The organism is Nocardioides aquaticus (assembly GCF_018459925.1).
GTDB classification, from domain to species: domain Bacteria; phylum Actinomycetota; class Actinomycetes; order Propionibacteriales; family Nocardioidaceae; genus Nocardioides; species Nocardioides aquaticus.
In genome coordinates this window covers 2,727,823-2,754,193 of the sequence record NZ_CP075371.1, presented here as the reverse complement: position 1 = coordinate 2,754,193, position 26,371 = coordinate 2,727,823, and the positions used below count along the sequence as shown (strand labels likewise).

Sequence of the window (26,371 nt, the reverse complement as noted above, 5' to 3'; positions counted from 1 at the left end):
CGCTGCGATGACACCGGCTGCCGCAGCCGCCCTCCTCGCCGGTCCGGTGGAGGAGGTCGCACCCCGCCTGCTCGGGGCGACGGTCACCGCCGGCGGCGTGGTGGTGCGGCTGACCGAGGTGGAGGCCTACGACGGTGACCAGGACGCCGGGTCGCACGCCTTCCGGGGTCGGACGCCGCGCAACGCGGTGATGTTCGGCCCGGCCGGGCGGCTCTACTGCTACCTCTCCTACGGGATGCACGTCTGCGCCAACGTGGTGACCGGTCCCGAGGGGAGGGCGTCCGCGGTCCTGCTGCGCGGGGGCGAGGTCGTCGACGGGCTGGCCGAGGCCCGGGTACGCCGGGGCGACCGCCCCGACCACGAGCTCGCCCGGGGGCCGGCGAACCTCTGCCGAGCGTTGGGGGTCGGGCTGCACCACGGGGGGACCGAGCTGCTGGGCACGGCGTCGGCCGTGGTGCTGTCCCTGGCGCCGACAGCGCCGACGGCGCCCGACGCCCGGGTGGCGCAGGGCCCGCGGGTGGGACTGACCGGGGCGCCGGACCGGCCGTGGCGCTACTGGCTGGCGGGGGAGCGCAGCGTCTCGGCCTACCGCCGCAGCCCCCGCGCCACACCCCTGCAGCCCCCGCCCGACCCCCCGATTTGATGCCCCCGTAACCCGCTGCTAACGTTCTTCTTGTTGCGGCGCGAAAAGCGCCCGGCTCGGGGCCTTCGGCCCATCAGAGCGGGGTGGACCAGCGCAGCAGCGGATCGGTCCAGGCCGAGCAGCACCGGGAAGCCCCGGAGTTGCGGAAGCCGGGAAGGACCGGTAAGTTTCACCGGGTTGCCCCGAAGCAAGTCCGAGAGGATGAAGCGGCGGGTGCGCGTGATGTTTGAGAACTCAACAGTGTGTCTTGTTAGTCGATGAGAATTAGTTTGTATGCCCTTACTTTTTGTTTGGGTTTGTTTTTTCGGCAATGATTCTGGTCAAAGCAATTTGGTCAGGGTTTGTTTTTTGTCGGGTTTGGCTTTCAATGGAGAGTTTGATCCTGGCTCAGGACGAACGCTGGCGGCGTGCTTAACACATGCAAGTCGAGCGGTAAGGCCCCTTCGGGGGTACACGAGCGGCGAACGGGTGAGTAACACGTGAGTAATCTGCCCTCCACTTTGGGATAAGCCTCGGAAACGGGGTCTAATACCGGATATGAGCTTCCTACGCATGTGGGTTGCTGGAAAGTTTTTCGGTGGGGGATGTGCTCGCGGCCTATCAGCTTGTTGGTGGGGTAATGGCCTACCAAGGCTTCGACGGGTAGCCGGCCTGAGAGGGTGACCGGCCACACTGGGACTGAGACACGGCCCAGACTCCTACGGGAGGCAGCAGTGGGGAATATTGGACAATGGGCGGAAGCCTGATCCAGCAACGCCGCGTGAGGGATGACGGCCTTCGGGTTGTAAACCTCTTTCACCTCCGACGAAGCGAAAGTGACGGTAGGGGGAGAAGAAGCACCGGCCAACTACGTGCCAGCAGCCGCGGTAATACGTAGGGTGCGAGCGTTGTCCGGAATTATTGGGCGTAAAGGGCTCGTAGGCGGTTTGTCGCGTCGGGAGTGAAAACACCGGGCTTAACTCGGTGCTGGCTTCCGATACGGGCAGACTAGAGGTATTCAGGGGAGAACGGAATTCCTGGTGTAGCGGTGAAATGCGCAGATATCAGGAGGAACACCGGTGGCGAAGGCGGTTCTCTGGGAATTACCTGACGCTGAGGAGCGAAAGTGTGGGGAGCGAACAGGATTAGATACCCTGGTAGTCCACACCGTAAACGTTGGGCGCTAGGTGTGGGACCCGTCCACGGGTTCCGTGCCGCAGCTAACGCATTAAGCGCCCCGCCTGGGGAGTACGGCCGCAAGGCTAAAACTCAAAGGAATTGACGGGGGCCCGCACAAGCGGCGGAGCATGCGGATTAATTCGATGCAACGCGAAGAACCTTACCTGGGTTTGACATACGCCGGAAACACCTAGAGATAGGTGCCCTTTTAGTCGGTGTACAGGTGGTGCATGGCTGTCGTCAGCTCGTGTCGTGAGATGTTGGGTTAAGTCCCGCAACGAGCGCAACCCTTATCCTATGTTGCCAGCAAGCCCTTCGGGGTGTTGGGGACTCATGGGAGACTGCCGGGGTCAACTCGGAGGAAGGTGGGGATGACGTCAAGTCATCATGCCCCTTATGTCCAGGGCTTCACGCATGCTACAATGGCCGGTACAAAGGGCTGCGATGCTGTAAGGCGGAGCGAATCCCAAAAAGCCGGTCTCAGTTCGGATTGGGGTCTGCAACTCGACCCCATGAAGTCGGAGTCGCTAGTAATCGCAGATCAGCAACGCTGCGGTGAATACGTTCCCGGGCCTTGTACACACCGCCCGTCACGTCACGAAAGTCGGCAACACCCGAAGCCGGTGGCCCAACCCTTGTGGGGGGAGCCGTCGAAGGTGGGGCTGGCGATTGGGACGAAGTCGTAACAAGGTAGCCGTACCGGAAGGTGCGGCTGGATCACCTCCTTTCTAAGGAGCACGCACGGTGGGCCGGCGAGTGTTCGGCCCCGATGTTGCTCACTAGTGGATCTCATCGATGTTCTCCCGCACTGTGGTGTGGGGGTGGATTCAAGACACGCTGTTGGGGTTCTGAGGCATCACGCCTCTGACCCGGAGCTGCTGGTCGGCTCCTCCTTGGTGGAGGGGTGCGGGCTGGTTGCCTTCATGGTGTTTGATTATTGGATAGTGGACGCGAGCATCAAAGCCGCACAGGTCGCCTCACGTTGGTGAGGGGCTAGTTTTGTGTGTGGTTGTGATGTTTTCATATTGTAGTGTTAATTTGTGTCTTTGTTGTTTTTGTTGAGTGTTTGTGTTGGCAAGCTGCAAAGGGCACATGGTGGATGCCTTGGCATCGAGAGCCGATGAAGGACGTTGGAGCCTGCGATAAGCCCTGGGGAGCTGGCAACCGAGCTGTGATCCGGGGGTGTCCGAATGGGGAAACCTGGCTGGAATCATGTCCAGTCACCTGCACCTGAATGTATAGGGTGTGTGGAGGGAACGCGGGGAAGTGAAACATCTCAGTACCCGTAGGAAGAGAAAACAAGAGTGATTCCGAGAGTAGTGGCGAGCGAAATCGGATCAGGCCAAACCGTGCGCGTGTGATACCTGGCAGGGGTTGCGTGTACGGGGTTGTGGGATAGATCTTCGCATTGACTGCCATCGTGCGGCGGAGTAAGAAAACACGTTGCTAAACCTGAGTCTGTTGGAAAGCAGCGCCGTAGAGGGTGAGAGCCCCGTTGGTGTACGTACGTGTCTCCGTTGGTCTACTCCCAAGTAGTACGGAACCCCTGAAATTCTGTACGAATCTGGCGGGACCACCCGTTAAGCCTAAATACTTCTCGATGACCGATAGCGGACAAGTACCGTGAGGGAAAGGTGAAAAGTACCCCTGGCGGGGAGTGAAATAGTACCTGAAACCATGTGCCTACAATCCGTCAGAGCCTGGGACACGCTTGCGTGTCGGTGGGTGATGGCGTGCCTTTTGAAGAATGAGCCTGCGAGTTAGCGTTGTGTGGCGAGGTTAACCCGTGTGGGGAAGCCGTAGCGAAAGCGAGTCCTAATAGGGCGGTTGAGTCGCACGATCTAGACCCGAAGCGAAGTGATCTATCCATGGGCAGGTTGAAGCGCGGGTAAGACCGCGTGGAGGACCGAACCCACTTAGGTTGAAAACTGAGGGGATGACCTGTGGATAGGGGTGAAAGGCCAATCAAACTTCGTGATAGCTGGTTCTCCCCGAAATGCATTTAGGTGCAGCGTTGCGTGTTTCTTGCCGGAGGTAGAGCACTGGATAGCCGATGGGCCCGACCAGGTTACTGACGTTAGCCAAACTCCGAATGCCGGTAAGTGAGAGCGCAGCAGTGAGACTGCGGGCGATAAGGTTCGTAGTCGAGAGGGAAACAGCCCAGACCATCAGCTAAGGCCCCTAAGCGGTGACTAAGTGGAAAAGGATGTGGAGTCGCACTGACAACCAGGAGGTTGGCTTGGAAGCAGCCACCCTTGAAAGAGTGCGTAATAGCTCACTGGTCAAGTGATTCCGCGCCGACAATGTAGCGGGGCTCAAGTCATCCGCCGAAGCTATGGCATTCACATGGACTTTGATGTCCGATCTAGCGCACCCTTGGGTGTGTTCAGGTGTGTGGATGGGTAGGGGAGCGTCGTGTCGCGAGTGAAGCGCCGGAGTGATCCAGGTGTGGATGCGACACGAGTGAGAATGCAGGCATGAGTAGCGAATCACGGGTGAGAAACCCGTGCGCCGATTGATCAAGGGTTCCAGGGTCAAGCTAATCTGCCCTGGGTAAGTCGGGACCTAAGGCGAGGCCGACAGGCGTAGTCGATGGACAACGGGTTGATATTCCCGTACCGGCAAAGTAGCGCCCATGACGAGCCCGGTGATGCTAAGTGCCCGAAGCCGCGTGACTGTCCACCTTCGGGTGGATGGCGTGATGGTGGAGCGCACGAACCGATCCGGTAGTAGTCAAGCGATGGGGTGACGCAGGAAGGTAGCCCAACCGTGGCGATGGTTGTCCACGGGTAAGCCCGTAGGGTGTGTTCCAGGGAAATCCGGGACGCTGACTTCGATGTCGTGCCTGAGAGGTGATGCCGAGGCCGGTTGGCTGAAGTGGGTGATCCTATGCTGTCGAGAAAAACCTCTAGCGAGCTACGCGCCGCCCGTACCCCAAACCGACTCAGGTGATCAGGTAGAGAATACCAAGGCGATCGAGCGAACCATGGTTAAGGAACTCGGCAAAATGCCCCCGTAACTTCGGGAGAAGGGGGGCCCGGATCGTGTACCCACTTGCTGGGGAAGCGTGAAGGGCCGCAGAGACCAGGCCCAAGCGACTGTTTACTAAAAACACAGGTCCGTGCGAAGTTGTAAGACGATGTATACGGACTGACTCCTGCCCGGTGCTGGAAGGTTAAGGGGACGGGTTAGCCCACTTGTGGGTGAAGCTCAGAACTTAAGCCCCAGTAAACGGCGGTGGTAACTATAACCATCCTAAGGTAGCGAAATTCCTTGTCGGGTAAGTTCCGACCTGCACGAATGGAGTAACGACTTGGGCGCTGTCTCGACCATGGACTCGGCGAAATTGCACTACGAGTAAAGATGCTCGTTACGCGCGGCAGGACGGAAAGACCCCGGGACCTTTACTATAGTTTGGTATTGGTGTTTGGTTCGGCTTGTGTAGGATAGGTGGGAGACTGTGAAGTCCACACGCCAGTGTGGGTGGAGTCAACGTTGAAATACCACTCTGGTCGTACTAGATGTCTAACTTAGGTCCATGATCTGGATCAGGGACAGTGCCTGATGGGTAGTTTAACTGGGGCGGTTGCCTCCTAAAGAGTAACGGAGGCGCTCAAAGGTTCCCTCAGCCTGGTTGGCAATCAGGTGGCGAGTGTAAGTGCACAAGGGAGCTTGACTGTGAGACAGACATGTCGAGCAGGGACGAAAGTCGGAACTAGTGATCCGGCACCACCATGTGGATGGGGTGTCGCTCAACGGATAAAAGGTACCCCGGGGATAACAGGCTGATCTTCCCCAAGAGTCCATATCGACGGGATGGTTTGGCACCTCGATGTCGGCTCGTCGCATCCTGGGGCTGGAGTAGGTCCCAAGGGTTGGGCTGTTCGCCCATTAAAGCGGCACGCGAGCTGGGTTTAGAACGTCGTGAGACAGTTCGGTCCCTATCCGCCGCGCGCGTAGGAAACTTGAGAAAGGCTGTCCCTAGTACGAGAGGACCGGGATGGACGAACCTCTGGTGTGCCAGTTGTACCGCCAGGTGCAGGGCTGGTTGGCTACGTTCGGAAGTGATAACCGCTGAATGCATCTAAGCGGGAAGCACGTTTCAAGATGAGGTTTCCCACCCGTTATGGGGTAAGGCCCCCCACAGACCATGGGGTTGATAGGCCGGAGGTGTACAGCAGTGATGCCTAGCCGACCGGTACTAATAGGCCGAGGGCTTGTCTTCACAAACCCTCAACCATGACAACAACGACTACGCGTATATGAGAGACCCACGCTGGTAGTGGCCACCCGAACGGTGACCACCCCCAACAACCTGGGTCCTTGCGTCCACACAATCCACCCCCCGACACCACCACCAGGTGCAACACCACTGGCGGACACCGTGTCCCGGAGGGGTCATAGAGTTACGGCGGCCATAGCGAGAGGGAAACACCCGGTCCCATCCCGAACCCGGAAGTTAAGCCTCTCAGCGCCGATGGTACTGCAACCGCGAGGCTGTGGGAGACTAGGACGCCGCCGGACAACTTTTCAGCAAGAGGCCATCGGGCGACCGGTGGCCTCTTGCGCATTTCGGCACATCTGGACACAGCAGCACCCAACATCACAGAGGAGACGTCGTGGTCGAGCAACGACGCGGCCCGCGATCGGGCAGCACCAACTCCGGCGCACGGTCCGGGCGCGGTCCCGAGGACCGTCGTGGTCGGCCCGCCGACGATCGGCGTGGGCGTCCGAGCGACGACCGCCGTGGCGGCGGTCAGCGCCCCACCGGCAACCGCGACAAGCGGTCCGACGACCGCAAGGGGCCGGAGGAGAAGCCGGCCCGGATCCGGAGGACGCCCGAGGACCAGGCGATCTACGACGGTCCCGACCTGCCCGACAGCGTCACGGGCAAGGAGCTCGACCGGTCCGTGACCGGGCAGCTCAAGGGGCTCCCCGAGAAGCTGGCCGCCAGGGTCGCGCGTCACCTCGCCGCCGCCGGCATGGTCATCGACGACGACCCCGAGCTGGCGTACCGCCACGCCCTCGCGGCACGTGCCCGCGCCCCGCGGATCGCGGTCGTGCGCGAGGCCGCCGGCGAGGCGGCCTACGCTGCCGGCCACTACGCCGAGGCGCTCTCCGACCTCCGTGCCGCCAAGCGCCTCAACGGTGCGACGGCCTACCTGCCGATCATGGCGGACTGCCATCGCGCCCTCGGCCAGCCCGAGCAGGCCCTCAAGCTCTCCAAGAGCCCCGGGGTCGCGAACTTCGCCCCGGAGGCGCGGGCGGAGATGACCATCGTCGAGGCCGGCGCCCGCCGCGACATGGGCCAGCTCGATGCCGCGCTGCGGGTGCTCGAGCAGGCCCCGATCAACTCGCAGAACCGCTCGGCGTGGGTGGTGCGGCTGAGGTACGCCTACGCTGACACGCTCGTGACCGCTGGTCAGCAGCGCGAGGCCCTCGAGTGGTTCCACCGCACCCACGCGATCGACGCCGACCAGCTCACCGACGCCGAGGCGCGGGCGGCCGAGCTCGAGCGTCGACGCGACGACGAGACCGGCCGGCCCCCGGTGGCGACCGAGGACTGACCGGACCCCGCCCGCCCCTCAGCGGGGAGAGCTGACGGGCAGGACGCGGACCCGCGCCGGCGATCCCGCCTGGTGGGTGCCGCGGCGCACGCCCTCGACGAAGCTGATGGTGACGGGCTCGACGACGGCGACCGTCGACCCGCTGCCGGTGACCTGGAGCATCAGGTCGTCGTCGGGGCCGAGGTCGGCACCGGCCGGGTCCACGATGTCGGTGCACGTGGTGTCCGGTGCGGTCGTCACGTCGACGCTCCCACCGACGCACACGAGGGGCTGGACGGCGATCTCCCGGGTGCTGGTGACGTCGACCTGCACGCCACGGAGGTCGAGGGTTCGTCCAGCGTCCTCGTCCGGTTCGTAGACGCCGAGGTAGACCGGCTGGCCGGAGGGCACCGTGGCGGTGACGGGGGAGTCTCGCACCGTCAGAGGCGGGGGGTTCGTCACGTAGTAGCCGGCCGACGTCGCCAGGGCGACCAGCACCATCGGCAGCACGACCCCCAGGGTCTGGGAGCGGCGAGCGAGTCGCAGGGACGGTGGCGGTTCCACAGCGGCAGGCTAGGCCACGCTCGGAGCGCAGGGTCCCCGGCGCGCACTGGTCGAGACCACTGGCGCGCATGGGGCGCATGGGACACAATGGACCCACAACTACATGGTCGTCATTCGAACCACCAGGTCGTGCGAGTCCGCTGGGGAAGGCGTTCCTCGCGCCGAGGTGGGAGATCTCCCACCGTGACCGATGGAGGACAGCGATGACGACATCCAGCTCAGTGCGGGTGCCTGCCCGAGGCGTGCTCTACGTCCACTCGGCGCCCTCGGCGCTGTGCCCCCACATCGAGTGGGCCGTCGGCGGCGTGCTCGGTGCTGCAGTCAACCCCTCGTGGACGCCCCAGCCGGCGCAGGCCGGCACCCACCGGGCGGAGCTCTCGTGGACCGGTGACGTCGGCGCCGCCGCGCGGATGGTGTCCGCGCTGCGGGGGTGGGACCACCTGCGCTTCGAGGTCACGGAGGACGCGACCACGGGCGGTGAGGGTGCCCGGTACTCCTCGACTCCGTCCCTGGGCGTCTTCCACGCCGTGACCGGCGTGCACGGCGACATCCTGATCCCCGAGGACCGGCTCAAGGCCGCCGTCGTCAAGTCCGCCCTCGGCGAGACGACGCTCGAGCTCGAGGTGGACAAGCTTCTCGGCAAGCCCTGGGACGACGAGCTCGAGACCTTCCGCCACGCCGGTGAGGGCGCTCCCGTCCGCTGGTTGCACCAGGTCGTCTAGGGGCGCCCCCCGGCGCGTGCGGCCCGCCGGGTCAGAGCGGGATGTTGCCGTGGTGGCCGCGTCGGACCCCGTCGGCCTGCACCGCGGCGTCGATGGCCTGCGCGATCGACGACCGTGTCAGCGACGGGTCGACGACCTCGTCCACCACGCCGATCTCCACGGCCCGGTCGACCCCGCCGGCCAGGCGCTCGTGCTCGGTGGCCAGCTCGGCCTCGACCTGGGCGCGGAGGTCCGGTGCCACCTCGGCCAGCTTGCGGCGGTGCAGGATGCGTACGGCGGCCACGGCACCCATCACGGCGACCTCGGCGCCGGGCCACGCCAGGACGCGGGTGGCGCCGAGGGATCGCGCGTTCATCGCGATGTAGGCGCCGCCGTAGGTCTTGCGGGTGACGAGGGTGACCCGGGGCACCACGCACTCCGCGAAGGCGTGCAGCAGCTTCGCCCCGCGGCGCACGACGCCGTCCCACTCCTGGCCGACCCCGGGCAGGTAGCCCGGCACGTCCACCAGCACGACCAGCGGCACGCCCAGCGCGTCGCACATCCGCACGAACCGGGAGGCCTTCTCGGCCGACAGCGAGTCCAGGCAACCACCGAGGCGCAGCGGGTTGTTCGCCACGACGCCGACGGTGCGCCCGCCGAGGCGGCCCAGGGTGGTCACGATGTTCGGCGCCCAGCGCGCGTGCAGCTCCTGGGACGTGCCCTCGTCGAGCAGGCCGTCCACGAGCGGGTGCACGTCGTAGGCGCGCTTGCGGGACTCCGGCAGCAGGGCCTCGAGGTCGCGGTCGACCACGTCGGAGACGCGCAGGCTGCCCTGCGTGCCGAGCAGGTGGGCGAGGACGCGCGCCTTGTCCAGCGCCTCGCGCTCGGAGTCGGTGAGCACGTGCACGACACCGGAACGGCGACCGTGCGGCTCGGGCCCGCCGAGACGGAGCATGTCGACGGCCTCGCCGGTCACCGAGCGGACCACGTCGGGGCCGGTCACGAAGATCCGGCCCTCGGGCCCGAGGATCACCACGTCGGTGAGCGCCGGCCCGTACGCGGCCCCGCCCGCAGCCGGGCCGAGGACGACCGAGATCTGGGGGATCACCCCGGACGCCTGCGTCATCACCGCGAAGATCCGGCCCACGGCGTGCAGCGACAGCACGCCCTCGGCCAGCCGGGCGCCCCCGGAGTGCCAGAGGCCGATGATCGGCACGCCGTCGGTGATCGCGCGGTGGTAGGCGTCGACCACGACGCGGCAGCCGTCGTCTCCCATGGCGCCGCCCATCACGGTGGCGTCGGAGCAGAAGGCGACGACGTCGGTGCCGTCGACCCGACCACGCGCGGCGAGCATCCCGGACTCGTCGACGTCCGAGAGCAGCTCGCAGGTCCCGTCGTCGAGCAGCGCCTCCAGGCGCAGCAGCGGGTGGCGGGGGTCCTCCTCGCGCGGCAGCCGCGGCGCCTTGCCGCTCGGGGCGGGGGCGGGGTCGGCGACCTGCGTCATCAGATGCTCCCGAAGACGACGGCCACGTTGGCGCCGCCGAAGCCGAAGGAGTTGTTCAGGGCGGCGACGTCGCCGACGGGCAGGTCCCGGGGCTTCGTGGCGATGTCGAGGTCGACCTCGGGGTCGAGGTCGTCGAGGTTGATGGTCGGGGGGACGGTGCGGTGGTGCAGGGCGAGCACGGTGGCGATCGCCTCCAGCGCGCCGGCGCCGCCGAGCAGGTGGCCGGTCATCGACTTGGTGCTGGTCACGACGACCTCCGAGGCGTGGGCGCCCAGGGTGGCGTGGAGCATCAGGCCCTCGGCGATGTCGCCCTTGGGCGTCGAGGTGGCGTGGGCGTTGACGTGCACGACCGACTCGGCGTCGACGTCGGACTCGTGCAGCGCGCGCAGGATGGCGCGCGAGCCGCCCCGGCCGGCCGGGTCGGGCTGGGCGATGTCGTGGGAGTCGGCGGTGATGCCCGCGCCGAGGACCTCGGCGTAGATGCGGGCGCCGCGGGCCCGGGCGTGCTCCTCGCTCTCCAGCACCAGCACGCCGGCACCCTCGCCGAGGACGAACCCGTCGCGTCCGGTGTCCCAGGGGCGCGAGACCGTGGTCGGGTCGCCGGCGTTCTTGGACAGCGCCATCATGTTGGCGAACGCCGCCATCGGCAGCGGGTGGATCGCGGCCTCCGTGCCGCCGGCGAGCACGACGTCGGCCCGCCCGAGGCGGATCTGGTCCACCGCGAGGCTGATCGCCTCGTTGCCGGAGGCGCACGCCGACACGGGGGTGTTCACCGCGGCGCGGGCGCCCACGTACAGGCTGATGTTGGCGGCCGGGGCGTTGGGCATCAGCATCGGCACCGCGAGCGGGGAGACCCGCCGCGGGCCCTTCTGGATCAGGCTGTCGTAGTTGGACAGCAGGGTGTTGACCCCGCCGATCCCGGAGGCCATCGCCACCCCGAGCCGGTCGTGGTCGATCTCGGCGTCCTCGAGGCCGCTGTCGCGCCAGGCCTCGATCGCCGCGACCATCGCCAGCTGGGTCGAGCGGTCGTAGCGTCGCGCCTTGACGCGTTCCAGGACCTCGGTCGGCTCGACCGCGACCCGTGCCGCGATCTTGACCGGGAGCTCCTCGGCCCACTCCTCGGTCAGGGCGCGGACGCCGGACCGTCCCTCCATCAGGCCTTCCCAGGTGGAGGCCACGTCACCGCCGAGGGGACTGGTGGTCCCCATCCCGGTGACCACGACACGTGTGCGGCTCATGGTTCGTCGACTCCTCGTGGTGCTGCTGGTGAGAGGGATGGTGGGACGGTCCGGCAGGGCGTCAGCCCTGGGCGCGCTCGATGTAGGCGACGGCGTCACCGACGGTCTTGAGGTTCTTGACCTCCTCGTCGGGGATGGTCACCCCGAACTTCTCCTCGCAGGCCACGACGATCTCGACCATCGACAGCGAGTCGACGTCGAGGTCGTCGATGAAGGACTTGTCGAGCTGGACGTCGGCGGTGTCGGTGCCGGCGACCTCGTTGGTGATCTCGGCGAGGTCGGCGCGGATCTCTTCGGTGGTGGCCATCTCTGGTGTCTCCTTCGTGGTGGGGGTCGTGCGGGAACTCGGTGGGCGGCGCGGGGGTGCGCCGCGGGGTGCGCCGCGGGTCGGTCGCGGCCGGTCGCCGGTCAGGGCAGCCGGACGACCTGGGCGGCGTAGGCCAGGCCGGCGCCGAAGGCGACGAGCAGGGCGATGTCGCCGCTCTTCGCGTCGCCCTCGTCGTACATCCGCTCGAGGGCGAGCGGGATGGAGGCCGCGGAGGTGTTGCCCTGCTCGGCGATGTCGCGGGCGATCCGGACCCCGGGAGGCAGCTTCATGGCTCGCGCCATGGCGTCGGTGATGCGCATGTTGGCCTGGTGGGGCACGAAGCAGTCGAGCTGCTCGGGGCTGACCCCGGCGCGGTCCAGGGCCTCCCGGCCGATCTTGGCCATGGCGAAGGAGGCCCAGCGGAACACCGCGTTGCCCTGCATCACCAGGTGCGGGATGACCGGCTCGTCGGCCACGATCACCTCACGCCAGTCCTCGCGCTGACGGATCAGGTCGTACTGCTCGCCGTCGGAGCCCCAGACGACCGGGCCGACGCCCGCGACGTCGCTGGGGCCCATCACGACCGCACCGGCACCGTCGGCGAAGATGAAGGCGCTGCCGCGGTCGTCGGGGTTGGTGATCTCGGAGAGCTTCTCCACCCCGATCACGAGCACGTGCCGGGCGCTCCCGGCGCGGATGAAGTCGGCGGCCATGCCGACGCCGTGGCAGAAGCCCGCGCAGGCCGCGGACACGTCGAAGGCGGCTGCCTGCTCGGTGCCGAGCTCGTGGGCCACCAGCGTGGCGACCGCGGGCGTCTGCATCATGTGGCTGATGGTGGCCACCACGACGCAGTCGATCTGGGTGGCGTCGATCCCGGCGCGCTCCAGGGCCACGCGGCTGGCGGCGACCGACATCGACTGCACCGTCTCGTCGTCGGTGGCCCAGCGGCGCTCGCGGATGCCGGAGCGCTGCTGCACCCACTCGTCGGTGGAGTCGATGCGCCCGACGATCTCGGAGTTCGGCACCACGCGGGAGGGCCGGTAGGCACCGAGCCCCAGGATGGCGGCGTGGGGGGCGCCCTGGCTGCTGCGCAGCTCGACCGGGCCGCTCACGAGGCGCTCCCGGTCGGGTGCAGGCGCAGCAGGGGCTGACCGGGGGCGACGGGGTCGCCGTCCTCGACGAGCCACTCGACGACCTGGCCACCGTGGGCGGCGGGCACGTCGACGGAGTCGCGGGTGCTGGCCACCCGGCCGATGACGGTGCCCGCGGGGAGGTCGTCGACGTCGGCCTCCGCGGCGCGGTAGAACAGGCCCTTGCTCGGGGAGACGACCATCCGCCAGGTCGGCGTCGAGGCGATCAGGGAGCCCTCGCCGTGGCGGGCGCAGAAGGCGCGGGCGTCGTCGAGCTGGTCGGGCGTCTTGAGCGCGAAGGTCTCCACGCCCTTGAGGTTGCGCTTGACGATGCCGGTCAGGGTGCCGGCCGGCGGCATCTCCAGGACGCCGGTCACGCCGAGGTCGCTCATCGTCTCCAGGCACAGGTCCCAGCGCACGGGGCTGGCGATCTGACCCACGATCCGGCGCAGCACCTCGGTGCCGTCGTGGACGACCTGGCCGTCGCGGTTGCTGATCACCGCGGTCCGCGGGTCGTGCACCGACACCGAGCGGGCCAGGTGCGCCAGCCGGTCGACGGCGGGGGACATGTGGTGGGTGTGGAACGCCCCGGCGACCGAGAGCGACGTCAGCCGGGCCTTGGTCGGCGGGTCGTCGGCCAGGGCGGCCAGCTGGGCGGTGGTGCCGGCGGCGACCACCTGCCCGGGGCCGTTGTCGTTGGCCGGGGTCAGGCCGTGCCGCTCGAGCGTGGCCAGGACGTCCTCGCGGTCGCCCCCGAGCACGGCGGTCATCCCGGTCGGCGTGGCCGCGGCCGCCTCGGCCATGGCCAGCCCGCGCTCACGGACCAGCACCATCGCCTGCTCGGCGGTCATCACCCGGGCGCCGGCCGCGGCCGCGAGCTCGCCGACGCTGTGCCCGGCCACCGCCCCGATCTGGTCGAAGGCGTCGTGCGGGTGAGGGAAGAGCTCGAGGGCGGCCACCAGGCCGGTGCCGACCAGGAGGGGCTGCGCGACGCGGGTGTCACGGATCGCCTCGGCGTCCGCCTCCGTGCCGTAGTGGGCCAGGTCGACCCCGGCCACCACCGACAACCACTCCAGGCGCGACGCGAAGGTCGGGTCCTCGAGCCAGGGGCGGAGGAAACCGGGGGACTGGGCACCCTGTCCGGGGGCGACGATGACGAGCACGAGGACCACTGTCCCGGTACCGGCCCCTCGGTGTCGCCTCCGGCGCGGACGAAGATCACCGGGAGGTCTTTGTCGGGTTCCCACAAGTTCTGGACACTCGGGGCTGCGGTGTCAGGTCGCCGCACGCCTGCGCCTCAGTCGGCCTGCCGGCCGAGGACGAGGGCGAGCTGGAGGGTGAGCGCGTCGCGGGGGTCGTGCGGGTCCAGACCGGCCACCTCGGCCACCTGGCGCAGCCGGTAGCGCACGGTGTTGGGATGGACGAACAGCCCGCGCGCGGTCGCCTCGGTGGAGCCGGCGTGGGCGAACCACGCGGCGAGCGTGGTCACCAGGATGTCGCGCTCGGCCGCCAGCGGGCGGTAGACGTCCTCGACCAGGTGCCGGCGGGCGTGACCGTCGCCGGCGAGGACCCGTTCCGGCAGCAGCTCCACGCTGGTCACCGGTCGGGGGGCCCCGGGCCACCCGGTCGCGGCCCGGTAGCCGGACAGGGCCGCCCGCGCCGACAGGTGGGCCCGGGTCAGGTCGGCGACGACGGGGCCGACCACCACCGGCCCGGGTCCGAAGGTCGGGGTCACCGCGGCCGCGGCGGCACGGGCGTCGCGGACCCCGCCGAGCAGCACGACGAGCCGCTCGCCCTGGACCGCGCACAGCGCGTCGAGGCCGGCGGTCCGGGCGCACCGGCGGACCTCCTCGAACAACCCGGTCTCGGCAGCCGGGTCGCCGACGCCGGCCGCGACGTCGCCGAGGACCACCGCGACCTCGCCTCGGGCCTCCCAGCCCACCGCGCTGGCGCGGGAGAGCACGGTCTCGTCGGCCTCCGCACGGAGCACGGCGTCGACGACCAGCGCCTCGAGCCGTGCGTCCCAGGCGCCGCGGGCCTCGGCGGCGCGGGCGTACACCTCCGCGGTGGCGAAGGCGACCTCCCGGGCGTAGCGCGAGACCGCCACCTGCAGGTCGGGCGCGTCGGCCGGGTCGACCATGGCGTCGACGTTGCTCTCGACCACCTCGATGGTGAGCCGGACCAGGTCGACGGTCTGGGCCAGGGTGATGATGCCGGCCAGGGTCCGCGGCGCGGCCCCGAACACCGACGCGGCCAGCGCCGGCCCGTGCCCGCCCTGGTCCGGGGCGCCGGCGGTGGCCTCGCCCCGGCGCAGCCAGTCGGCGAACCCGCGCACGCCGGCCTGGAGGATGAGGCCGACCCAGGACCTGTTCTCGGCGTCGAGGTCGGCGAACCAGGCGTGCTCGGCCTCCATCCGGGTGACCGCGGCGCTGCTCAGCGCCCCCGTGGACCGCGACACCGCGCTCGCGCAGCGCTCGCGCCACTCGGTACGCCGCGCCGTGGCGGGCCCCTGCGGTGCTGGCACCCCGCGACCCTAGCCCGCCGCTGCCCCGGGGTGGTCGACGGTGGGCCGACCCCGGTCCGTCACACTGGGACCGGTCGGTCACCACCGGCAGCAGAGAAGTGGGCGAACTGCGGAATCCGCAGGGCCGTCGTGGTTGAATCCGAGACCAGTCCCTTCCCAGGAGGCCCCGTGCCCCGTACCCAGCACGCCTCGCGCCACGAGGTGCAGCTCGTGACCGTGCACGGTCACCGGCGCGCCTACGTGAAGGTGGGCTCGGGACCCGTCCTGCTGCTGCTGCACGGCCTCGGCTGCGACCACACGACCTGGGAGCCGGTGATCGACCGGCTGGCCGAGCGCTACACGGTGCTGGCCCCGGACCTGCTCGGTCACGGGCAGTCGGCCAAGCCCCGCGCGGACTACAGCCTCGGCGGCTACGCCAACGGCATGCGCGACCTGCTCACCGTCCTGGGCATCGACAAGGTCACCGTGGTCGGCCACAGCTTCGGTGGCGGCGTCGCGATGCAGTTCTCCTACCAGTTCCCCGAGCGCACCGAGCGGCTGCTGCTGGTCTCCTCCGGGGGACTGGGGCCCGAGGTCAGCCCGGTGATCCGGGCCATCACGACGCCGGGCTACCACCACGCGATGGGCGTGCTGACGATGCCGGGCGTGCGACACGTCGGCAAGGCCGGGCTGCACCTGCTTAAGGCGACCGGGTCGCGGCACACCCGCGACCTGGCCGAGGTGGCCGCGATCTACGAGACCTTCAAGGACCCCCACGCCCGGCACGCGATCCGGCACGTGGTCCGCGCCGTGGTCGACTGGCGCGGCCAGATCGTGACGATGGCCGACCGGGCGTACCTCACCGACGCGATGCCGATGGCGGTCATCTGGGGCCGCGACGACCAGGTCATCCCCGTGCGCCACGCCGCGAACGTCGCCGCCCTGGCCCCCAAGTCGCGTGTCGAGGTCCTGGACGAAGCCGGGCACTTCCCGCACAAGGACCACCCGGAGCGCTTCGCCCGCTCGGTCGACGAGTTCGTCCGCAGCACCCGGCCCGCGACCTACTCCCGGGCCAAGTGGCGGGCCCTGCTGCGCGGTGGCCTGGACGCCGCGCCGCCGCCGACGCTCACCAGCGTCGAGACCGCCTGACCCCGGGGCACCCGGGACGCACGACGGCCGGGCCCCCGTGCGGGGACCCGGCCGTCGCCCGGGGGAGCCGACGCCTCAGGCGTCGCCGCCCTCCTGCTTGACGTCGGACACCGCGGTGGGGTCGTCGATGCGGTACTCGGCGAACGCCTTCTCGACCTGGCCGCGGTCGACCTGGCCGGCGTCGGCGAGCGCCTGCAGCGTCTGCACGACGACGGACTCGGCGTCGACGTGGAAGAACCGCCGGGCGGCCGGGCGGGTGTCGGCGAAGCCGAACCCGTCGGTGCCGAGCACCCGGTAGTCGCCGGGGACCCAGCGCGCGATCTGCAACGGCACCGCGGCCATGAAGTCGGTCACCGCGACCGTCGGCATGGAGGCGTCGCCCAGCTTGGCCGCGACCCACGGCGTACGGGCCTCGTCGCCGGGGTGCAGCAGGTTGTGCTCCTCGGTGGCGACGGCCTCGCGGGCCAGCTCGTTCCAGGAGGTGACCGACCACAGCTCGGCGCTGACGCCCCAGTCCTCGGCGAGCAGGCGCGCGGCCTTCTCGATCCACGGGTAGGCGATCCCGGAGGCCAGCAGGCGCACGGTCGGGCCGTCGCCCTCGGCGGCGGTGATCCGGTGCATGCCGCGGAGCAGGCCCTCGTGGTCGAGGTCCTCGGGCTCCTTGGGCTGCGAGACCGGCTCGTTGTAGACCGTCATGTAGAAGATGACGTTCTCGCCGTCGGGGTGCTCCTCGGTGCTGCCGTACATCCGCTCGAGGCCGCTGCGCATGATGTGCGAGACCTCGTAGGCGAACGCCGGGTCGTAGTGCACGACCGCCGGGTTGGTCGCCGCGAGCAGCGGCGAGTGGCCGTCGGCGTGCTGCAGGCCCTCGCCGGTCAGCGTGGTGCGGCCGGCGGTGGCGCCGAGCAGGAACCCGCGCGCCATCTGGTCGGCCATCGCCCAGATCGAGTCGCCGGTCCGCTGGAAGCCGAACATCGAGTAGAAGATGTAGAACGGGATCATGTGCTCGCCGTGCGTGGTGTACGCCGACCCGGCCGCCGTCGCGGAGGCCATCGCGCCGGCCTCCGAGATGCCCTCGTGCAGCATCTGGCCCTGCTTGGACTCCTTGTACGAGAGCAGCAGCTTGCGGTCCACCGACTCGTAGCGCATGCCGCCGGGGTTGTAGACCTTCGCGCTCGGGAACATCGAGTCCATCCCGAACGTGCGGTACTCGTCGGGCGCGATCGGGACGATCCGCTGGCCGATCGCGGGGTCCTTCATCCAGTCCTTGAGCAGCCGCACCGAGGCCATCGTGGTGGCCACCTTGTTCTTGCCCGAGCCCTGCTTGAGCTCGGCGTACATCTTGTCGCCGGGCAGGTCGAGCATCGTCGCGCGGTTGACCCGACGCGGGACGGAGCCACCGAGGGCCTTGCGGCGCTCGAGCATGTACTGGATCTCGTCCGAGTCCTTGCCGGGGTGGAAGAACGGCGCCGCGCCGGTCTCGTCGTAGGACCGCTCGAGGTCGCGGTCGGAGATCGGCAGGTAGAGCCGGTCCCGGAACTTCTTGAGGTCGTCCGGGGTCAGCTTCTTCATCTGGTGGCTGGCGTTCTTGCCCTCCAGCCCGTCGATGGTCCAGCCCTTGATCGTCTTGGCCAGGATCACCGTCGGCTGACCGGCGTGCTTCTTGGCCGCGTCGAAGGCGGCGTAGACCTTGCGGTAGTCGTGACCGCCGCGGGGCAGCTTCTGGATCTGCCCGTCGCTCATGTGCTCGACCATCTTGCGCAGGCGGGGGTCGGCGCCGAAGAAGTTCTCGCGCACGTAGTCGCCGGTCTCGACCGAGTACGTCTGGAAGGCGCCGTCGGGGGTGCTGTTCATGCGGTTGACCAGCACGCCGTCGACGTCGCGGGCCAGCAGCTGGTCCCACTCGCGGCCCCAGACGACCTTGATGACGTTCCAGCCGGCGCCCCGGAAGGTCGACTCCAGCTCCTGGATGATCTTGCCGTTGCCGCGGACGGGACCGTCGAGCTGCTGCAGGTTGCAGTTGATGACCCAGGTGAGGTTGTCGAGCTCCTCGCGCGCGGCCACGCCGATGGCGCCCAGCGACTCGGGCTCGGCCATCTCGCCGTCACCGAGGAACGCCCAGACGTGCTGCTGGTCGGTGTCCTTGATGCCGCGGTTGTGCAGGTAGCGGTTGAACCGGGCCTGGTAGATCGAGTTGATCCCGGTCAGACCCATCGAGACCGTGGGGAACTCCCAGAACTCCGGCATCAGCCGGGGGTGCGGGTAGGACGGCAGGCCCTGGCCCGTGCCGTGCTGCACCTCCTGGCGGAAGCGGTAGAGCTGCTGCTCGTCGAGGCGGCCCTCGAGGAAGGCGCGTGCGTAGACCCCCGGGGAGCCGTGGCCCTGGATGTAGACCTGGTCGCCGCCACCGGGGGCGTCCTTGCCCTGGAAGAAGTGGTTGAAGCCGACCTCGTAGAGCGAGGCGGAGGACTGGTAGGTGGCGATGTGGCCGCCGACCTCGAGGCCCTTGCGGTTCGCGCTCGAGACCATCACCGCGGCGTTCCAGCGGATGTAGGCGCGGATGCGCCGCTCGGCCTCCTCGTCGCCGGGGAACCACGGCTCGCGCTCCGGCGGGATCGAGTTGATGTAGTCGGTGCTGCGCAGCGCCGGCACGCCGACCTGCGTCTCGCGCGCGCGCTCGAGGAGGCGCAGCATCACGTAGCGGGCGCGGTCGCGACCCCGCTCGCCCAGCATGGAGTCGAAGGAGTCGATCCAGTCCTGGGTCTCCTCCGGGTCGATGTCGGGGAGCTGGGTGGGCAGGCCCTCGTGGATCACCGAGACCCGCTCGGGGCGCGTGGCCGCCTCCGGCGCCGCGTCGGTGTCAGGTGTCGTCTTCTGCTCGGTCACCGGCCCATCGTCGCACGCGCGCGGAGCGCACGGAATCTACCGACCAGTACGCCGTCGGCGCCCTGGCGGTGCCCACGCGGCGCACGTCACGGCAGGTCAGCGGCGCGCGGGGTTGCGCGGGCGGGCCAACTCCGCTGGACTGTCCATCGGGCCGGGCCCAGAACCCGGTCCTCCACGACACCGGCAGCGAGACAGCACCCGCGGCCACCACGCACCACACGTAGTCCGGCACCACGCCGACAGGAGGCACCAGTGAGCTCGACCGCGGGTGGCGGGTCCACCCAGACAGGCCCCACCACCGGACCCGCCGAGAGGCTGGGACTGAAGTCCGGGATGGTGGTCCAGGAGCTGGGCTGGGACGACGACGTCGATGAGGAGCTGCGCGCCTCGATCGAGGACACGCTCGACGCCGACATGGTCGACGGCGAGTACGGCAACGTGGTCGACACGGTGCTGCTGTGGTGGCGCGACGACGACGGCGACCTCGTCGACGGGCTGGTCGACTCCCTGACCGACCTGGTCGGCGGCGGCGTGATCTGGCTGCTGACCCCCAAGGTCGGTCGACCCCGGTCGGTGGACGCCGCCGACATCGCCGAGGCGGCACCCATCGCCGGCCTCGCGCAGACCACGTCGGCCACCGTGAGCCGCGACTGGGCCGCGACCCGCCTGGTCGCTCCCAAGCCCCCGGCCTGACAGCCGGCGCCGACACGCCACCGGACCCCCGCTGCGGGGGACGCGGACGTCGTCCGGGACGTGGCAGGCTCTGCTGCTGCTCCCTCCTCCCGTCGACGCCAAGGACCGCCCGTGCTCGAGAACCTCGCCCTCCGTGCCGGCAACGCGGCCGTCAGCCTCAAGGTGCTGGCCGGTGCCGGCGTCATCAAGCCGTACTCGCCGGTGGTGCTCGCCCGGCTGCTCACCACCCTGAAGGGGTGGGGGACGGGCCCGGCGGGCGGCTTCGCCACGCTGGCCCTGCGCGAGCCTGACCGGATCGGGCTCGTCGACGAGCTCGGCTGCCTGACCTTCGACGAGATCCACCGCCGCTCCAACGCGCTGGCCCGCGCGCTGCGGGCCCGGGGCGTGGGGGAGGGCGACTCCGTCGCGCTGATGTGCCGCAACCACCGCGGCTTCGTCGACGCCACCGTGGGGGTGGCCAAGCTCGGGGCCGACATCCTCTACCTCAACACCGCCTTCGCGGGGCCCCAGCTGGTCGAGGTGCTCGAGCGGGAGAGCCCGGTCGTGGTGATCCACGACGAGGAGTTCACCGACCTGCTGGCCGAGGCGCACGTCGAGAAGCGGGTGGTGGCCTGGGTCGACGGCGACCCCGACGACCTCGGCGGCGCCGACGTGCTCGAGCGGCTCATCGTCGGCGAGGACGACCACGACCTCGACCCGCCGAGCCGGCACGGCGGCATCGTGATCCTGACCTCCGGCACCACCGGCACGCCGAAGGGCGCCCCGCGCTCCGAGGCGGGCATCGACGCCGCCGTGTCGCTGCTGAGCCGGATGCCGCTGCGCGGTGGGTGGCGCACCCACATCGCCGCCCCGCTCTTCCACACGTGGGGCTTCGCGCACTTCGCCCTGGCCATGCTGCTGGGCTCGACGATCGTGCTGCGCCGCTCCTTCGACCCCGAGCAGTGCCTGCGGACCACCGAGGAGGAGCGCTGCGACTCCCTGGTGGTCATCCCGGTGATGATCCAGCGGATGCTCGGTCTGGACCAGCAGGTCCGGTCCCGCTACGACCTGGCGCGGGTCAAGGTCGTCGCAGCCTCCGGCTCGGCCCTGCCCGGGGACCTGGCCGTGACCTGGATGGACGAGTTCGGCGACAACCTCTACAACATCTACGGATCGACCGAGGTGGCCTGGGCCTCCATCGCGACGCCGCAGGACCTCCGCGAGGCGCCGTCCTCGGCCGGTCGACCGCCGCACGCCACCGTGGTCAAGATCCTCGACGAGGACGACCAGGAGGTCCCGCACGGCAGCTCCGGGCGGATCTTCGTCGGCAACGGGCTGCTCTTCGAGGGCTACACCGGCGGCGGCCACAAGGACATGGTCGAGGGGCTCATGTCCAGCGGTGACGTGGGCCGCTTCGGCGACGACGGCCGGCTCTACGTCGAGGGCCGCGACGACGAGATGATCGTCTCCGGCGGGGAGAACGTGTTCCCGCAGGAGGTCGAGGGGTGCCTGACCGACCACGCCGACGTGGCGGAGGCCGCCGCGATCGGGGTGGACGACGAGGACTTCGGCAAGCGGCTCAGGGCGTACGTCGTCCTGCGCGACGGGGCGTCGACCGGCGAGGACGACCTCAAGGCCTGGGTGAAGAAGAACCTGGCCCGCTACAAGGTGCCGCGCGAGATCATCGTGATCGACGAGCTGCCGCGCAACGCGACCGGCAAGATCCTCAAGAAGGACCTGGCCGACCAGGACGGGTCCGACGACGGCAGCGGGGAGGACGGGGACACGTGAGCGAGCAGGGCCTGCGCATCGGTGGACCGGCCCCCGACTTCACCCTGCGCGACCAGTTCGGGCAGGACGTCACCCTGTCGTCGTACCGGGGTCACAAGGCGGTGGCGATCCTGTTCTACCCGTACGCGTTCTCGGGCGTCTGCACCGGTGAGCTGACCGCGGTGCGCGACCGGCTGGCCGAGTTCGTGACCTTCGACTCCGAGGTGCTCGCGATCTCCTGCGACCCGCTCTACGCCCTGCGGGCCTTCGCCGACACCGACGGGCTCAACTTCCCGCTCCTGTCGGACTTCTGGCCGCACGGCGAGGTGTCGCGGGCCTACGACGTCCTCGACGAGACCCGGGGGGCGCCGCGGCGCTCCTCCTACGTGATCGACCGGCAGGGCACGGTGCGCTGGTCGGTGCACAACGCGATGCCCGAGGGTCGCGACCTCGACGAGCACCTGCGCCAGCTGCACGCCCTGGACTAGGCCGGGCCTTCCGCGTGCCGGCCCCGCGGTCCTAGGGTCGGCCACGTCGGACCGCTGGCGACCCGAGACGCCAGCGGTCCGTCTCCGTCCCCCGCCCGGCAGGCGCTAGTCTGTCCGCGCCCGTCGGCCGCCACGTGCAGGCCCGGGCCCGGGGCGTATAGCTCAGCGGTAGAGCGCTTCCCTTACAAGGAAGATGTCGGGGGTTCGATCCCCTCTGCGCCCACCACCAGGAAGAAAGTCCGTCCACGGACCAATCCGGCCCGCCGTCGGTGTCGAACGCAGCGTGATGCGAGTCACTCGCAGCCACCCTCCTCCAGGACGGACACACGCATGAGCGACACCAGCAGAAGGAAGTTCCTCGCGGCCACCGGGGTCTCGGCCGCCGCCGGGGGCGCAGCCCTCGTGGGCGCCACCCCCGCCACCGCCTCCCCGAGCACGAAGGCGGCCCGCGAGCGCGTGCTCGCGCTCGTCGAGGACCCGAAGGGCGACGTCGTCACCCTGCTCGTAGGTGAGGACGAGGTCGTCGTCCGCGACCGCGACCTGGTCACCCGCATCCTCAACGCCGCAGGAGGCACCCGATGAGCAGCCACCGCGAAGCACCGGAGATCAGCAAGGACCCGGTGGCCGACGGCACCGACGTCTACGCCTTCCGCAACCCGAACCGCCCCGACAACGTGGTCCTGATCGCGAACTTCCTGCCGCTGCAGCAGCCCAACGGCGGCCCGAACTTCTACGAGTTCGGCGATGACGTCCTCTACAAGATCAAGGTCTCGAACCGCAACGACCACGAGGCGGCGATCACCTACGAGTTCAAGTTCACGACCGAGGTCAAGGGCGAGTCCTTCCTCTACAACACCGGCCCGATCGAGTCGGTCGACAGCCCGAACTGGAACCGCCCGCAGTTCTACACCGTGACCCAGGTCAAGGACGGTCGTCGGCGGGTCATCGCCGACCGCCTGCCCACCCCGCCCGTGAACGTGGGCACGCGGAGCACCGGCGACTACGCGGCGCTGGCCCAGCAGGCCACCCACGTCCGTCGTGGTCGTCGCTTCTTCGCCGGGCAGCGCGCGGACGCCTTCCACGTGGACCTCGGCAGCATCTTCGACCTCGGTGCCCTGCGCCCGTTCAACGAGAACCACCTGCTCCCGCTGGCGAACATGGACGGCATCAACTCGGTGCAGTCCTACAACGTGCACTCCATCGCCCTCGAGGTGCCGATCAGCGAGCTGACCCGCGACGGGTCGACGCCCACCCGCGTCAACGCCCGCAAGTCGGTCATCGGGGTCTGGGCGACGGCCAGCCGTCGCCGTGGCCGTACCTGGAACCCGAGCCGCGGCGCGTACGACGGGACCGGTCCCTGGGTCCAGGTCTCGCGCCTGGCCAACCCGCTGTTCAACGAGGTCATCGTGCCGATGGGGGAGAAGGACCGCTGGAACGCCGTGGCCCCCGCGCAGGACGCGCCGTTCCGGAAGTACGTCCAGAAGCCCGAGCTCGCCGGGCTGCTGCCCGTGCTCTACCCGGACGTCTTCCCCAACCTCGCGGCGTACGACAAGCCCCGGGCCGACCTCGACGCGATCCTGATGACCGGCATCCCCTCCGGCGTCGTCCCCGGCTTCCAGAACTACACGGGGCCGAACCCGGCCGACCTCCTGCGGCTGAACGTGGCGATCCCGCCGCTGCAGCCGGGGGACGAGGGCTACAGCAACTTCGGCGTGGTCGGGGGCGACCTGTCGGGCTTCCCCAACGGTCGTCGGATCGACGACGAGGTCGTGGCCATCGAGCTGCGGGCCGTCGCCGGGGTCACCATCCCGCTGGTGGACCCGACGTACGAGCCGGACGGCGCCGCCGGTGCGCTCACCGACGGCACGGAGAACACCAACGCCGACCTGCTGGACGACTTCCCGTTCCTCGGCCTGCCGGGTGGCGGCTACCAGACGGTGCCCGGCACGACGACCGCCGAGCCGACCAACCCCGGCGGCGGCCAGGGCTCGGCGGCACAGCGTTGACCGAGCACCCGCGTCCCCCGGACTCCCCGGAGAACCCCGACGCCGGCCAGGGCATGGTCCTGCTCGACATCGGGGGTGACGTGGGTGCCCTGATCGTGGTGATGCCGGCCGACCTGGTGGGCCACGAGGTCGAGGTGCTCGCCGACGGCGAGCACCCGACCGGCCCGCAGGCCGAGCACGGTCACGGTCATGGGCACGGTCACGGGCACGGTCACGACGGGGCGCCGCTGCACGTCGCGGTCGTACGACGCCCGCTCGGTCCCGGGCGGGAGGTGCCGGCGCTGGTGTACCCCGCGTTGCGCGAGGGCTCCTACCGCCTGGTGCCGAAGGGCACGACCACGGTCGTGCTCGAGGCCGCGGTCCGTGGTGGCCACGTCACGTCGCTCGACTGGCCCGCCTGAGCAGCACCCGCACCATCCGTGAGGGGCCTCCCGCCGTCGCCCAGCGACGGTGAGAGGCCTCTCATCGGTGTCTCACGCCGGCTTCACCGCCGGCCAGCACAGTGGTGTCCACGCCCGGGAGGCATCCCCGCACCCGGGTCCCACTCCGTGAGAGGACACCACCATGAAGCGCTCCACCCTGACCGTCGGCACCACCCTCACCGCCGGGCTCGTCGCCGCCGGCGTGCTCGCCTTCCCGCTGTCCGGCGCCGCCTCCGCCACCGCCGACGACCTGCTCAAGCGGGACGAGGAGGCCGCCGAGGTGGTCCTCGTCGACGACGAGGACGACGACGACACCGGCGACCGCGACCTCACCGGCGACCGCGACCTCACCGGCGACCGCGACCTCACCCAGGTGACGCGCGACGAGCGCGCGGACGACCTGACGAACGACCGCACCAACGGCGTGACGAACGACCAGACGAACCGCGACGTCACGAACCGCGACCAGACGAACGGCGACCAGACCAACGACGACCAGACCAACGACGACCAGACCAACGACGTCACCAACGGCGACCAGACCGGCGACGACGACTGACGGCCGCAGGACGACGGAGGACGAGGACGTGACGGGCCGCGACGATCGCTGGCGCTTCCGCGAGGGCGACCGGATCACCGCCGAGCTGACCGCCGTGCGGCTGCTCGGCGGGGGGTCGGCCTACGAGGCGTATCTCGCCTTCGACGAGATCACCTACGGGCCGGTCGTCGTCAAGGTCGTCCGGCCGCACCAGGTCGCGGACCCGCACAGCCTGCGCGGGCTGCGCCGCGAGGTCGACACCCTGGCGACGGTGAACCACCCGGCCGTGATGCGCGGCCTGCGCCACGAGCTCGCGGGCGAGCGTCCGCACGTCGTGCTCGAACACCTCGACGGGCCCCGGTTGTCCAGCCTCGTACGGCGGCACGGGCCGCTGCAGGAGGCGCAGTACCTGCCGCTGGCGGTGGAGATGGCCTCGGCGCTGCACTACTTCGGCCACGTCGACGTGGTCCACCTCGACCTCAAGCCGAGCAACATCATCATGGGAGCCCCGGCACGGCTGATCGACCTCTCGGTCGCCCGTACGACGGCGGCGGCCGCGGCGCTGACCGGGCGGATCGGGACCGATGCCTACATGTCGCCCGAGCAGTGCGAGCCCGGCTCGCGCGGCACCCCGGGTCCGGCGAGCGACGTCTGGGGGCTCGGCGCGACGTTGTTCGAGGCGGTGGCAGGCCACCGGGCCTTCGCCGACCCCCGACCGTCGGCCGGCGAGCCGGAGGAGCAGTACCCCCAGCTGGTCGACCGCCCCGCGCCGCTGCCCGACCGGACCCCTCCGGCGGTCGTCTCGATCATCCACGCCGCGCTCGAGCAGCGCCCCGCCGACCGCCCCGAGCCCCATGAGGTCTCGGCCGCACTCGAGCCGGTGCTGGCCGCGCAGCCCCCGGTACGCCTGACATTCTCCGTCCGCGGCTGAGCCGCGAGCGCGGTTCTGGTGATCGAGGAGCGAGCGCAGTGCCCCGGTGGTCGAGGGGCGAGCGCAGCGCCCCGGTGGTCGAGGGGCGAGCGCAGCGCCCGGTGGTCGAGGGGCGAGCGCAGCGCCCCGATGGTCGAGGGGCGAGCGCAGTGCCCCGATGGTCGAGGGGCGAGCGCAGTGCCCCGATGGTCGAGGGGCGAGCGCAGTGCCCCGAT

General features: G+C 69.5%; 20 protein-coding genes, 1 tRNA gene and 3 rRNA genes. 16 read left to right on the top strand and 8 right to left on the bottom strand.

The genetic code is table 11. The features are described from left to right. Positions 1-7: 7 nt before the first annotated feature. The 5 genes from ENKNEFLB_RS13360 to ENKNEFLB_RS13340 all read left to right on the top strand — a co-directional run bounded on the left by ENKNEFLB_RS13360 (position 8) and on the right by ENKNEFLB_RS13340 (position 7,368). Positions 8-643 carry a DNA-3-methyladenine glycosylase gene (locus ENKNEFLB_RS13360; protein ID WP_214055867.1) on the top strand — a complete coding sequence of 212 codons (636 nt, stop codon included), beginning with the start codon at positions 8-10 and terminating at the stop codon, positions 641-643. Between the two features lie 364 nt (positions 644-1,007). Beyond that, positions 1,008-2,529 (top strand): 16S ribosomal RNA (locus ENKNEFLB_RS13355). Between the two features lie 344 nt (positions 2,530-2,873). Further along, positions 2,874-6,026 (top strand): 23S ribosomal RNA (locus ENKNEFLB_RS13350). A 182-nt stretch (positions 6,027-6,208) separates the two neighbouring features. Continuing rightward, a 5S ribosomal RNA gene (rrf, locus tag ENKNEFLB_RS13345) occupies positions 6,209-6,325 on the top strand. The 16S, 23S and 5S rRNA genes sit together here, the layout of an rRNA operon. 95 nt (positions 6,326-6,420) lie before the next feature. Further along, positions 6,421-7,368, top strand: a complete 948-nt coding sequence (locus ENKNEFLB_RS13340) for a tetratricopeptide repeat protein (RefSeq protein ID WP_246535540.1) — start codon at positions 6,421-6,423, stop codon at positions 7,366-7,368. 18 nt (positions 7,369-7,386) lie between these two features. Here the strand turns inward: ENKNEFLB_RS13340 and ENKNEFLB_RS13335 are convergent, their stop codons facing one another. Continuing rightward, entirely contained in the window at positions 7,387-7,911 is a 525-nt protein-coding gene (locus ENKNEFLB_RS13335) for a hypothetical protein (RefSeq protein WP_214055866.1), read from the bottom strand. A 203-nt stretch (positions 7,912-8,114) separates the two neighbouring features. Between ENKNEFLB_RS13335 and ENKNEFLB_RS13330 the strand changes: the two genes are divergently transcribed. Beyond that, positions 8,115-8,633, top strand: a complete 519-nt coding sequence (locus tag ENKNEFLB_RS13330) for a DUF3145 domain-containing protein (RefSeq protein WP_246535539.1) — start codon at positions 8,115-8,117, stop codon at positions 8,631-8,633. A gap of 31 nt (positions 8,634-8,664) precedes the next feature. Here ENKNEFLB_RS13330 and ENKNEFLB_RS13325 read toward each other — a convergent pair whose 3' ends face one another. The 6 genes from ENKNEFLB_RS13325 to ENKNEFLB_RS13300 all read right to left on the bottom strand — a co-directional run bounded on the left by ENKNEFLB_RS13325 (position 8,665) and on the right by ENKNEFLB_RS13300 (position 15,315). Further along, positions 8,665-10,116 carry a carboxyl transferase domain-containing protein gene (locus ENKNEFLB_RS13325; RefSeq protein WP_214055864.1) on the bottom strand — a complete coding sequence of 484 codons (1,452 nt, stop codon included), beginning with the start codon at positions 10,114-10,116 and terminating at the stop codon, positions 8,665-8,667. After that, a complete protein-coding gene (fabF, locus tag ENKNEFLB_RS13320; RefSeq protein WP_214055863.1) occupies positions 10,116-11,354 on the bottom strand; it encodes a beta-ketoacyl-ACP synthase II in 1,239 nt (412 codons plus the stop codon). The genes ENKNEFLB_RS13325 and fabF overlap by 1 nt, the downstream gene beginning before the upstream one ends. A 61-nt stretch (positions 11,355-11,415) precedes the next feature. Then, on the bottom strand, positions 11,416-11,661 hold the full coding sequence (locus tag ENKNEFLB_RS13315) for an acyl carrier protein (RefSeq protein ID WP_214055862.1): 246 nt from the start codon (positions 11,659-11,661) through the stop codon (positions 11,416-11,418). A gap of 101 nt (positions 11,662-11,762) precedes the next feature. Then, on the bottom strand, positions 11,763-12,773 hold the full coding sequence (locus tag ENKNEFLB_RS13310; protein WP_214055861.1) for a beta-ketoacyl-ACP synthase III: 1,011 nt from the start codon (positions 12,771-12,773) through the stop codon (positions 11,763-11,765). Continuing rightward, positions 12,770-13,954 carry an acyltransferase domain-containing protein gene (locus ENKNEFLB_RS13305; protein WP_214055860.1) on the bottom strand — a complete coding sequence of 395 codons (1,185 nt, stop codon included), beginning with the start codon at positions 13,952-13,954 and terminating at the stop codon, positions 12,770-12,772. Before ENKNEFLB_RS13305 ends, ENKNEFLB_RS13310 begins: the two co-directional genes overlap by 4 nt. A 134-nt stretch (positions 13,955-14,088) precedes the next feature. Further along, positions 14,089-15,315 carry a PucR family transcriptional regulator gene (locus tag ENKNEFLB_RS13300; protein WP_246535538.1) on the bottom strand — a complete coding sequence of 409 codons (1,227 nt, stop codon included), beginning with the start codon at positions 15,313-15,315 and terminating at the stop codon, positions 14,089-14,091. Between the two features lie 168 nt (positions 15,316-15,483). Between ENKNEFLB_RS13300 and ENKNEFLB_RS13295 the strand changes: the two genes are divergently transcribed. Beyond that, positions 15,484-16,443, top strand: a complete 960-nt coding sequence (locus tag ENKNEFLB_RS13295) for an alpha/beta fold hydrolase (protein ID WP_246535537.1) — start codon at positions 15,484-15,486, stop codon at positions 16,441-16,443. Between the two features lie 75 nt (positions 16,444-16,518). On the opposite strand, the gene aceE is transcribed toward ENKNEFLB_RS13295, so the two are convergent. Further along, the gene (gene aceE, locus ENKNEFLB_RS13290; RefSeq protein ID WP_214055859.1) at positions 16,519-19,329 is read right to left on the bottom strand and encodes a pyruvate dehydrogenase (acetyl-transferring), homodimeric type; all 2,811 of its coding nucleotides are present in this window, start codon (positions 19,327-19,329) and stop codon (positions 16,519-16,521) included. Between the two features lie 252 nt (positions 19,330-19,581). Between aceE and ENKNEFLB_RS13285 the strand changes: the two genes are divergently transcribed. The 9 genes from ENKNEFLB_RS13285 to ENKNEFLB_RS13245 all read left to right on the top strand — a co-directional run bounded on the left by ENKNEFLB_RS13285 (position 19,582) and on the right by ENKNEFLB_RS13245 (position 26,156). After that, positions 19,582-20,022 (top strand): DUF3052 domain-containing protein, encoded by a 441-nt coding sequence (locus ENKNEFLB_RS13285; RefSeq protein WP_214055858.1) that lies wholly within the window; start codon positions 19,582-19,584, stop codon positions 20,020-20,022. A gap of 111 nt (positions 20,023-20,133) precedes the next feature. Further along, positions 20,134-21,792: an AMP-binding protein gene (locus ENKNEFLB_RS13280; protein ID WP_214055857.1), complete on the top strand. Its 1,659-nt coding sequence runs from the start codon at positions 20,134-20,136 to the stop codon at positions 21,790-21,792. After that, positions 21,789-22,259, top strand: a complete 471-nt coding sequence (locus tag ENKNEFLB_RS13275; RefSeq protein WP_214055856.1) for a peroxiredoxin — start codon at positions 21,789-21,791, stop codon at positions 22,257-22,259. The genes ENKNEFLB_RS13280 and ENKNEFLB_RS13275 overlap by 4 nt, the downstream gene beginning before the upstream one ends. Before the next feature lie 151 nt (positions 22,260-22,410). Then, positions 22,411-22,485: transfer RNA gene (locus ENKNEFLB_RS13270), tRNA-Val, on the top strand. A gap of 104 nt (positions 22,486-22,589) precedes the next feature. Continuing rightward, a complete protein-coding gene (locus ENKNEFLB_RS13265; RefSeq protein WP_214055855.1) occupies positions 22,590-22,841 on the top strand; it encodes a twin-arginine translocation signal domain-containing protein in 252 nt (83 codons plus the stop codon). Further along, a complete protein-coding gene (locus tag ENKNEFLB_RS13260) occupies positions 22,838-24,265 on the top strand; it encodes a DUF4331 domain-containing protein (RefSeq protein WP_214055854.1) in 1,428 nt (475 codons plus the stop codon). Before ENKNEFLB_RS13265 ends, ENKNEFLB_RS13260 begins: the two co-directional genes overlap by 4 nt. After that, positions 24,262-24,666, top strand: coding sequence for a hypothetical protein (locus ENKNEFLB_RS13255; RefSeq protein WP_214055853.1), 405 nt, complete (start codon positions 24,262-24,264; stop codon positions 24,664-24,666). The genes ENKNEFLB_RS13260 and ENKNEFLB_RS13255 overlap by 4 nt, the downstream gene beginning before the upstream one ends. 163 nt (positions 24,667-24,829) lie before the next feature. Then, entirely contained in the window at positions 24,830-25,246 is a 417-nt protein-coding gene (locus ENKNEFLB_RS13250) for a hypothetical protein (protein WP_214055852.1), read from the top strand. 28 nt (positions 25,247-25,274) lie between these two features. Then, on the top strand, positions 25,275-26,156 hold the full coding sequence (locus ENKNEFLB_RS13245; protein WP_214055851.1) for a serine/threonine-protein kinase: 882 nt from the start codon (positions 25,275-25,277) through the stop codon (positions 26,154-26,156). The last annotated feature ends 215 nt before the right edge of the window (positions 26,157-26,371 follow it).